Annotated in this window: 10 protein-coding genes; 3 read left to right on the top strand and 7 right to left on the bottom strand. The window is 66.5% G+C overall.

The features are described 5' to 3' along the window. The coding region (locus tag EQG76_RS27550) for an AMP-binding protein (RefSeq protein WP_159718240.1) at window positions 1-192 on the bottom strand (192 nt) is incomplete at its 3' end. A 107-nt stretch (window positions 193-299) separates the two neighbouring features. On the opposite strand from EQG76_RS27550, the gene EQG76_RS27555 reads away from it, so the two are divergent. Genes EQG76_RS27555 through EQG76_RS27565 form a run of 3 tightly spaced genes read left to right on the top strand, consistent with a single transcriptional unit; the run spans window position 300 to window position 3,369 of the window. After that, window positions 300-1,346, top strand: a complete 1,047-nt coding sequence (locus tag EQG76_RS27555) for a phosphotransferase family protein (protein WP_159718242.1) — start codon at window positions 300-302, stop codon at window positions 1,344-1,346. Window positions 1,347-1,363: 17 nt separating this feature from the next. Next, complete coding sequence (locus tag EQG76_RS27560; RefSeq protein ID WP_159718244.1) at window positions 1,364-2,626, top strand: acyl-CoA dehydrogenase family protein; 1,263 nt, start codon at window positions 1,364-1,366, stop codon at window positions 2,624-2,626. Next, entirely contained in the window at window positions 2,623-3,369 is a 747-nt protein-coding gene (locus tag EQG76_RS27565; RefSeq protein WP_235031591.1) for a FadR/GntR family transcriptional regulator, read from the top strand. Before EQG76_RS27560 ends, EQG76_RS27565 begins: the two co-directional genes overlap by 4 nt. 488 nt (window positions 3,370-3,857) lie before the next feature. On the opposite strand, the gene EQG76_RS27570 is transcribed toward EQG76_RS27565, so the two are convergent. The 6 genes from EQG76_RS27570 to EQG76_RS27595 form a co-directional block, all read right to left on the bottom strand. Further along, window positions 3,858-4,973 (bottom strand): replication initiator protein A, encoded by a 1,116-nt coding sequence (locus EQG76_RS27570; RefSeq protein ID WP_159718246.1) that lies wholly within the window; start codon window positions 4,971-4,973, stop codon window positions 3,858-3,860. 100 nt (window positions 4,974-5,073) lie between these two features. Further along, on the bottom strand, window positions 5,074-6,114 hold the full coding sequence (locus EQG76_RS27575; protein ID WP_159718248.1) for a ParB/RepB/Spo0J family partition protein: 1,041 nt from the start codon (window positions 6,112-6,114) through the stop codon (window positions 5,074-5,076). Between the two features lie 56 nt (window positions 6,115-6,170). After that, window positions 6,171-7,370 carry an AAA family ATPase gene (locus EQG76_RS27580; protein WP_159718250.1) on the bottom strand — a complete coding sequence of 400 codons (1,200 nt, stop codon included), beginning with the start codon at window positions 7,368-7,370 and terminating at the stop codon, window positions 6,171-6,173. Window positions 7,371-8,137: 767 nt separating this feature from the next. After that, on the bottom strand, window positions 8,138-8,884 hold the full coding sequence (locus tag EQG76_RS27585) for an IS5 family transposase (RefSeq protein ID WP_235031592.1): 747 nt from the start codon (window positions 8,882-8,884) through the stop codon (window positions 8,138-8,140). Between the two features lie 97 nt (window positions 8,885-8,981). After that, window positions 8,982-9,329: a hypothetical protein gene (locus EQG76_RS27590; RefSeq protein WP_159718252.1), complete on the bottom strand. Its 348-nt coding sequence runs from the start codon at window positions 9,327-9,329 to the stop codon at window positions 8,982-8,984. A 62-nt stretch (window positions 9,330-9,391) separates the two neighbouring features. Then, window positions 9,392-9,616: a hypothetical protein gene (locus EQG76_RS27595; protein WP_159718254.1), complete on the bottom strand. Its 225-nt coding sequence runs from the start codon at window positions 9,614-9,616 to the stop codon at window positions 9,392-9,394. Window positions 9,617-9,949 lie beyond the last annotated feature (333 nt).

Here is a 9,949-nt window from a genome sequence, read left to right on the forward strand (position 1 = left end):
ACCGACACCTAGCTCCTGGAGCAGGCCGGCCAGCCGCCGGGTGCGCTCGCGCAGTTTCGCATAGGTCAGCCTGCGGTCGTCGTGCACCACGGCGATCTTGCCGGGATAGACGTCGGCGGAGCGGTCGAGGAAGTCAAGCGGACTGAGCGCCGTCCAGTTCGCCCCGCGCGGTGCCAGTCCGTCACCCACCATGCCGCCTCCCCTCGCCTGGAGTTCCTTGACACGCTCCGGCATTTCTGTCGGACTGTCGGACAAACCCGGCAGCCGGTCAAGGGGCGGCCAGGGCAGAAGGAGGCGACATGGCCGAGTCGGACGAGATCGGCACGATCACCGGGACGCTCGACTTCGACCCGCTGCGCCTGCGCCGGTTCCTGTCGAGCGCCCTGGCAGGGATGCAGGGGCCGATGTCGGTCGAGCGGATCGGCGGCGGCCAGTCCAATCCCACCTATTTCGTGAGCTTGCCCGGCCAGCGCTTGGTCCTGCGCAAGCGCCCGGCCGGGCCCACCCTGCCATCGGCACATGCGGTGGATCGCGAGTATCGCGTCCTGAACGCGCTGGCCACGACCGACGTGCCGGTGCCGCGGCCACTTCTGTTCCATGCCGACCCGGACGTGGTGGGCACGCCATTCTACCTGATGGAGCGGCTGGACGGGCGGGTGTTCGACCAGTGCGCCCTGCCCGGCCTGACGCCGCCCGAGCGGCGCGGGATCTATCTGGGCATGGCCGATGCGCTCGCCCGGCTCCATGCGGTCGATCCCGAGGCGGTGGGTCTTGGCGACTATGGCCGGCCCGGCAGCTATTTTTCCCGCCAGCTCGCCCGCTGGTTACGCCAGTGGCGGGAATCGCCGACCGACGACATTCCTGCCTTGGACGAGCTGGTCGCCTGGCTGGAAAGGCACCTGCCTCCGGACGACGGCCGGGTCGCGATCGCGCATGGCGACTTTCGCTTAGGCAACCTCCTGTTCCACCCGAGCGAGCCCCGGGTGATCGGCATCCTCGACTGGGAACTGTCGACGCTGGGCCACCCGTTGGCCGATCTCGGCTTTTGCTGCATGACCTGGCACACCGCGCCGGACGAGTATGGCGGCATCCTGGGCCTGGACCATGCGGCACTGGGCATCCCGTCGGCGGACGAGTTCGTGCAGCATTACCAGCAGCAGGCCAGGCCTGCGGGCGAGCTCCGGCCCTTCCACGTCGTGTTCGCCCTGTTCCGCTTCGCCGTGATCTTCGTCGGCATCGCCGACCGGGCGCGCCGGGGCAATGCCGCAGGCAGCAATGCCGGCGAGATCGGGCGGCTGGCCGGCAACTTCGCCGAGCGTGCCCTCGATCTCGCCAGAGCCAGTTGATCGGAGCCGGGAGACCCATGGATTTCGCCTACTCGCCCAAGGTCGAGGAGCTGCGCACGCGGCTTCAGGCCTTCATGGCCGATCATGTCCTGCCGGAACACCGACGCTGGACCCGGCTGGCCGAAGCCGGCACCTATCCCTTGGAGGTGATCGAGCCGCTCAAGGAACGCGCCAGGTCCCAGGGTCTGTGGAACCTGTTCCTGCCCGGCCTGAAGCCTGACGAGCCTGGTACACGCCTTTCCAACCTGGAATACGCCCCGCTAGCCGAAATCATGGGCCGGATCTCCTGGGCGTCGGAAGTCTTCAACTGCAACGCCCCCGATACGGGCAACATGGAGATCCTACATCTCTTCGCCACGTCCGAGCAGCGGCAACGCTGGCTCGACCCGCTGCTGAGGGGCGAGATCCGCTCGGTCGTCTCGATCACCGAGCCGGACGTCGCCTCCTCCGACCCGACCAATCTGGAAACCCAGATCCGCCGGGACGGCGACCACTACGTCATCAACGGCCGCAAATGGTTCAACACCGGCGCACTCCATCCGAACGCGAAGTTCGTGCTGGTGATGGGCGTCTCCAACCATGAGCCGGACGCACCCCGCCACCAGCGCCATTCCTTCGTGATCGTGCCGATGGACACACCGGGCTTCAGCGTCGTGCGCAACGTGCCGATCATGAACCACCATTCCCCCGAAGGGCATTGCGAGGTCCTGTTCCAGAACGTCCGGGTGCCGGTGACGAACCTCCTGGGCGAGGAACATGCCGGGTTCGCTGTCGCCCAGGCGCGGCTCGGGCCCGGGCGGATCCATCACTGCATGCGCACGATCGGCCAGTGCGAGCTGGCGCTGGAGTTGATGTGCCAGCGTGCCCGCGAGCGCAAGGTGTTCGGCCGGCATCTGTCGGACTTCGCCAACAACCAGGACGCCATCGCCCTGTCGCGCCTGGAGATCGACCAGGCGCGCCTGCTCTGCCTGCGCGCGGCCTGGCTGATGGACACGAACGGCAACCAGGCAGCCAGAGTCGACGTTTCGGCGATCAAGGTGGTGGCGGCACGCCTGCAGACGACCGTGCTGGACCGGGCGATCCAGATCTTCGGTGCCATGGGCCTCTCGAACGACACGCCGCTGGCCTACTTGTGGACCTGGGGGCGCGCGTTGCGCTTCATCGATGGACCCGACGAGGTCCATCTGCGTGTCGTATCGCGCCACGAGCTGAACAGGGCGAAGCAGGAGGCGGCGGATCTGTCGGCCTACTTCACGCCGTCCGGGCCCGATAACGGGTGACGGACGTCCGGATCGAGCGGCTGACGCCGGCCCCTGCCTACCAGGCGGTCTCGCGCACGCTCGAACGGCTGATCATGAGCGGGCAGCTCAAGCAGGGCGAGGCGTTGCCGAGCGAGACCGAGCTGGCCGGCCGGTTCGGCGTCAACCGCTCGACGGTGCGGGAAGGCATCCGGCAACTGGAAGCCCAGGGTCTTCTGCGCCGGGACGGCAGGAAGCGCCTGCTCGTCTCGCGACCGGGCCAAGCCGAGCTGGCGCCCAGCGCCAGCCGGGCGATGCTGCTGGAACAGGTCACCTTTCGGGAGCTCTGGGAGGTGGCGCTGGCGCTGGAGCCCCTGGCGGCCGGGCTCGCCGCCGAGCGCCATCAGCATGAGCTGCTCCAGCGCCTGGAAGCCAATCTCGAAGAAACCGAGGCGGCGATTGCGGCGGGACGGTCGATGGTGGCGCTGGATACGGAGTTCCACAGCCTGGTGGCAGCCGCCACGCTGAACCGCGCCCTGATCCTGGCCCGAGAGCCGATCGGGCTCCTGCTCTACCCGGCCTGCCAGGCGATCGGCCCCCAACTGCCACAGAGCGGCAGCGGCTTGGTCGAGGCACACCGGCAAGTGGTGGCGGCGATCGGCAGGCGGGACCGTACTGCAGCCACTACCTGGATGGCGGAACACATCACCGACCTCAGACGCGCCTGGGAACTGGCCCGGCTGGACCCCGATGGGTCGCCGACAGCAGCCGGTCAGCCTGCCTAGCTGCCCCTCTCAGGGCATCGGGAGGGATGCTCCCGAACAATCCTGCTGGGTCTTGTGAGGTCCCTGCCCTCGCCTGCTGACGGTTCAGCTTGCTGGCGCCGGCAACGCTGCCTGCCTCGAGCGTTAGATGGTTTATCTAGATGAGTTAGAGAGTTAAGGCACGCCTCACTCGGCCTAAGCCCCGGAGAACGCTCAGCTTCTGCTCGTGCCCCGGTTCCCGATGGATCGCCGGATCGTTCCCGATGGATCGGGCCTGCCGTTCCCGAAGTGTCGTGGCAACGTTCCCGATGGATCGGCTGGCGTTCCCGGAGTGTCGAAACAGCGCATCCAGGACTGATTATGTGCCAGTGATTGAATCAGTTTCTTCCGTCGGCGGCAAAGGGACGTTCAAACTTTGCACCGGTGGAGCCGACGGTCGCCACATGATGGCTCATGCTGTGGCATGACCCGACACTTCGGGAACAGCACCGCGGTGATCGGAGCGTCGGCTAACCGGTGACGATGTGCCGGTTCCGGGCATGGTGGCGGCGCACGAAGCCGATGAAGGCCAGCTGGTAGTTGGCCGGAATGCGCGCGGGATCGGCCTCGATCCAGGCACGGAACTCGGCATGGAGCACGTCGTAGTCCCAGCCTGGGCACTCGGTACGCAGCTGCGCCAAGGTTGCCTCGGTAATGGCGCGGTCCTGGAGTGTCCGGTTTGCGGTCACCTTGCGGGCCGTTCCTAGCAAGTCCGGCCTCTTTCTGCCGGCGGACGGCCGTGCGTCATTCTCCTGGCGCCGGCACATGCGCAGGGACGGCTCGGACCGCCCGGACCCGTGCTCCAGCTGGAGCGTGTAGCCGGGCAGCTCGTCACGCTCGACGATCTTCGCGATCTCGAACTTGAAGCGCCGGTAGAGGCCTTCGGCACCGCTCTTCTCGAACAGAGTTGGCAGCGAGATGGCGAAGCCCTCCCCGCCCGCCCCGCCCGCATGCTTGCGCGCCACCTTGTACAGCCAGCGTTCCCGGCCGCCGCTGATGTCGAAATAGGCCCGGTCGATCGACAGGACGCCGCCGGTCATGAGCACGCCCTCGTAGAACCAGTTGGACAGCTCGATGGTCATGCCGCGGCTGCGCTCGGTCCGCTCGTCGACGAGCTGGGTCCAGCCGTCCAGCCAGGAAAAAGTCGCCTCGCGCCGGTTCTCCGCGCGGATGTTGGTCTTGACCGTGGTCGCGACTAGCCGGTCCAGGGCCTGCCCCAGCAGCTCATAGGCCCGGCCGGTGGTGGGTCGGCCGATCGCGCGGAGCAGGTCGTAGGGCATGAGGTTAAGATTGCGCGGGATGTCGTTGCGACCGCGGCGCGCCATGTCGGCCAGCAGGCTGGCACAGTAGATCAGGATGTCCGCATCCCAGATGGTGGCCATGCCGTAGTCCGGGTTGGCCGAGACATGCACCCAGAGCTTGCCGTCAGGCGAGCGGTAGTCGATCGGCTTGACCCGCTTGGACTTGGCGAGCGAGAAGAAAGGCCGCTCCATCATCTCCCGCTGGTCCCGCAGCGGCAGGTCGGCGAGATAGGGCAGGAACAGGTCGATCTGCTCGGAGACGTGCGCCCTGACCGGGTCCTTCATCGGCCGTTTCCCCGGGGAAACATGGTGGTGATGCGGCGGCCGTGCAGCCTGCCGGAACGGTGACGGGATGGTCTCGTTGGAGCGTTTCCCCGGGGAAACACTAGCGCAGCGTCCTCCGCCCCGACGGATCGAGCCGGGCCAGCAGCTGGCGGAAGCCGGCGACTAGTTCCTCCTCGTCAGCACCCGAGCCGGCATGAAGGCGGATGGTCACGCCCTGGCGGTTGGCGGACTGGATCGACAGGGCGGTGCGGCCGAGCCGGCTTGTCACCACGAACGAGCCGGCCTGCGCGTCGGCATCGTCCGGTGCCGGGGCCGCCAGCAGCCGGCGCAGGACCGCCGGCGCGGGCAGGGCGGGCTGGCCGGCCGTGCGGCGAGCAGCCTGTTCCCGGGCGATCTGTTTGGCCGCGGCGGCGATTGCCTTGGCGGCGGGTTCCCTGCCGAGGGCCTGCGCCAGCGTATAGGCCGGCTTCATGGTGAGGTCATGGACCGAGCCGAACGCCGTCAGCACCGCGTCCGGAATGGTCGCGACCTTCAGGGTCTTGGACAGCCAGCCTTTCGAGATGTTCAGCCGATCGGCCATCCGGGTGACGTGGCCGCCATAGTAGCTGCGCAGGGCCACGGCGTAGTTGCGGGCCCGCTCCAGGTCGGACACGTCCTTGCGCACACGGTTCTCGAGGTCCGCCAGGCGGAAGGCGGCCTCGTCGTCAAGCTGCGCCACCTGGACCAGGAACTGCAGATGCGGGTAGGAATGGGCGCGCAACCAGCTGATCGACCAGTGCCGCCTAGTCCCGGCCACGACCTCGTAATCGTGGTCCGGATCGCCGCTGATCCGCCGCACCACCGCCGGCACCTTCTGGCCGCCCTCGGCGATGATTGATTCGATCAGCTCGCGGCAGTTCTCCTCGGTGAGCTGGGCGTAGAACCTGGCATTGCCCGGCCAGACCCGCACCCGCGCCGGATCCAACCATAGCTGGGTCACCTGGCGCACCTCGCCGGACTGAATCCGCGCCAGCGCCGATTCGCGGCTGAGCAGGGTGGCCGGCCGTGCGCGCGGCTGCGGGGCAGGGGAGGGGGCTCCCTCCGCATGGCCCTGGTCGTTGTCCAGAAGAGCCGCCAGATAGTCGGACTGCTTACGCGCCATGAACGGCACTCCGGGAAGACGCCGAGGGGGCAGGGGATCTTGGCAGATGGAGCGGCTCAGGCGGTCGCATACAGCACCTCCCCCGCACCGGCCGGCGTGATCCGGCCCCAGCCCTGGCGCACCAGCTGCTCCACCTGGCCCAGCGCCTCGTCGAGATTGGCCCGGCAACGCTTGTGGGTCTTGGGCGTGCCGATCGGCTTTTCCAGTTCGTAGACCGTCATCATCCGCATGGCAGCATGGCTGATTTCCGCCGATTCCAGGATGGGGACGGGGAGGAGGGCCGGGCCGAAAGTCTGTTCCATGATCGCCCGCACCATGGCATGCGAGGGGTCGTTGCCGTCCAGCTTGGAGCAGATCAGCCGCACGAAGCTGTAGTCGACGGTGATGCCGGCGGCCTCCAGCTGCTGCAGCACTTGGTCCAACATCGACAGGAACTGCACGGTCGAGCAGAAGTCCGGGGTCGTCGCAGCCAGCGGGATCAAGAGGGCGTTGGCCGCCTGCATCACCGCCAGCGAGATGGTGCCGAGCGCCGGCGGCGGGTCCAGCAGCACGATGTCGTAGCCCTGCGCCAGATCGGTCAGGCCCTGCTTCAGCTTGCGGAACCGGGCAGCCAGCACCGACTGGCCATCCGCGCCGGACGCAGCCAGCTCGTACTCGATGTCGAACAGCTCGAGGTTGGAGGGGATCAGGTCGACATTGCGCCAGGGCGTGCTTTTGACTGCATAGGTCAAGTCCGCCTGGGTCGGCTCGATCGAGAGATAGGGGTAGAGCGTCTCGTCGCGGGTGATGTTGAAGTGCGGGTTGAACCCGAACAGCGTGGTCGTGGTCGCCTGAGAATCACAGTCCACCACCAGCACGCGGTAGCCCTGGACGGCCAGGTAATGGGCGAGATGCGTGGTGACGGTCGACTTGCCGACACCGCCCTTGAAGTTCTGCACCGCGATGATCGCCGGCGGGTCCGGCTCCGCGCGCCTGGGGCTGGCCCCCAGCACCTCGCGCATGTGCAGCAGTTCCTCGATGCTGTAGCCGGGGCGGCGACCGTTCTCGGAGGGCGGGGGAGGGGGCAGGCGCCCATCCTCCTCGGCCATCCGGATGCGGTTGGTGGAGCAGCCCAGGAGTTGCGCCGCCTCGGCAATGCCGATCCGCACGTTCAGGCTCTTGCGGCTCTCCGGCAGGAAGGCCTTGCGCCTCAGCCGCTCGATCATGCGCTCGCCGGCTTCCGCAAGATCGCCGATCTGGTTACCGACTGCATTCATTTCGGGCACGGTCCTGCACATTGAATGTAGCGCGCCAAACTGGTCGCACGGAACGTTCAACGAGGCAATGGATCGGGCCGCTGCGCTGACATGCGGCAGAACATCTGTTGCAGGAATGCCGGCCGGTGCGCCGTGCTTTCCATGCTCTTACTGTCGGGAGGTAGGGGAGGTGCCGGGACAGCAACCGGCGCACGGCTCCGGCGGCACCAATGCTCGTGGCTACCAGAGGAGGTGCGTCGGGAGCTAGAAGACCGGCCGCCCGGCGGGGGAATGGTCCCACCCTACGCAGCTACCGCTCCGAGTACCAGTTCGCTAGGGCGACGTGGTGGCGACGAAGCCCGCGATGATCAGGGCTAGGCCGTACCAGATGCCGGCGCACGGCAGAATGCATACGAGAAGCCACCCCAGCCCGGTCGGACGGCCACGGCGCTGCTGCAGCACATGCATGTGCATCTTGCCTCCACGAGCCAGGAACCGGGACAATGTCACCATCACATCGGTAGCTTAAATCTCCGCAATATTCAACCCCTAATAGAAATCATGGGCGGCCTTTCCACCTTGAGGAGCCATCTCCCTCCTTAACAGCCGATTGACGGTTTGGCTCCACAGGCTGTCACGGCCGCGTGGCAAGCCCGATAACGGCTACTCTGCCATCATCCTGCCTTGCCTGGTCAGATCGTGGCACTGCAGGTCCGCCAGCAGTGTGCCACACCTGGGCGCGCGTGATTCGTCATGCTGCATGCAGGGGTACGCGCCGGCTAGGGTCGTTAGTCCTTGAGCCAATCGAAGGTAGCAGTAAGGCAGAGGACGCCCATGAAGGAACTAGCTTTCTTCTCGTAGCGGGTGGCGACCGCACGCCATTCCTTGAGCCTGGCCCACAGGCGCTCGACGCGGTTGCGGTTGTGGTAGATCCATGCGGGACAGGCCACCGGCGCCTCGTGCCGCTGCGGTGGGATCACCGGCCCGCTGCCCATGTTCCAGATGTGCTGCCTGAAGGCATGGCTGGTGTAGCCGCGATCGGCCACCACCCAACGCGGCATCCTTAGCAGCCGGTCGAGCAGCCCGACCGCCTGGGGCAGTTCATGAGCCTGTCCTGGGGCGAGGCTGAAAGCGACGGCACGGCCGCTGCCGTCGGCGATCACCCAGGCTTTGGTGCCATAGCCACCACGAGATCGGCCAAGTGCCTCACCCGCAGTGCATCGGGTTCTGCTGCCCCATTTTTGAGCAGCACCGGCCGCCTTCTGGTGCGCCCGGATGTTGCTGCCGTCCAAGAAGGTCATGCCCAGCTGTACACCCCGTTCCTGCACCATCGTCAGCAAGCGTTCCCATACCCCCAGCCTTCCCCAGCCGATGAAGGTCTGGGCGGCTATCCACCAGGGACCGAACTCCGACGGCAGGCTGCGCCACTTGGCGCCGTTCTGGCAGCGCCAGATGATCGCCTCGATGGTCCGGCGCAGGTCGTGATGCTGGGTCTTGTGGTGCGGTCGGCACGCCTCAATCAAGGGTGCCAGCACCGCCCACTACCCATCCGTCAACACCCGTATCATCCAATTCACCCCCTCTGCTGCTCACGGCATAGCAGATGGGGCAGACTTCAGGAGCTAACGGGGCCTAGCCGATGATGGGAACATCGAGGCTGCTCGAGCTCGGCAGGATGATGCAGCGGCAGGTCTGCTCTTCGGCGAGCTGGAAGCGCTGGTCCCAGCACACGTGGACCTTGCCGCCCAGCGAGGGCAGGGGGAGCACCTTGCGGGGCTGGATCGGCCACCACCTTCCGTTCACCTTGACCTCTTCCTCCCCGGTCACCGCGTTCAAGCGGTAGGGCACGGCATGGCAATCCTGCCAGTCGCAGTAGGCAAAGCCGCTGGGCGACATCAGGCCCTGGTACCAATCATGCACCCCGGCCGGCGCAGCCACCAGCAGGGGGAGCAGTGCTCCGGCAAGACGAGTCATGCGCATGGCAGTTTCTAGGCCTGTCTCGGGCCATACCGGACCAGGCGATCCGGCTCGCTCCAGGAGTGTCAGGAGTCCAGCTGCTGCCAGACAGCCTGGCCTTCCCGCTGGAGTCCGAGATCACGCAGCACCCGGCGGTCGAGCTGCCGTAGCTCGGCGGCGACGGATCGGTGCTGGATCACCAGCGCTGCTGCACTGAGTGCCTGCGCGACGGCGCGACCACGCGCGCTGATCCCGACCAGCGCACGACCCAGCAGACCGGCCTCGAGATGAAGATGGGCGACACTGACCATGGTCGATGCCCTCCAGACAGATGAAGGAGGTGTCGATAACCATCTTGTCATGCAAGAATTTGGGAGCGAAATATACCATACGTGCGCCCGAGCTTGATACTCACTATGGCGTGCAGGCCAACAATATGTTGAGCTGGCTCCCAGCACCTGCTGTAAATCCTTCCAGAGCAGGCCTCGTCTTCTGCTTGATCACATCGAGCGGGATCACCGTCGGGTGCGCCTACACCCTGATCGGCACAATCATCTTCAGCTTCGGCTTTGTTTTGTCATAATCTCCCTACCACATCTCGATTTGTGTCCGAACGGCGCGAGAGTAGCCGGTGCAGGCAGACC

This window comes from Geminicoccus flavidas (genome assembly GCF_009806515.1).
Classification (GTDB): Bacteria; Pseudomonadota; Alphaproteobacteria; order Geminicoccales; family Geminicoccaceae; genus Geminicoccus; species Geminicoccus flavidus.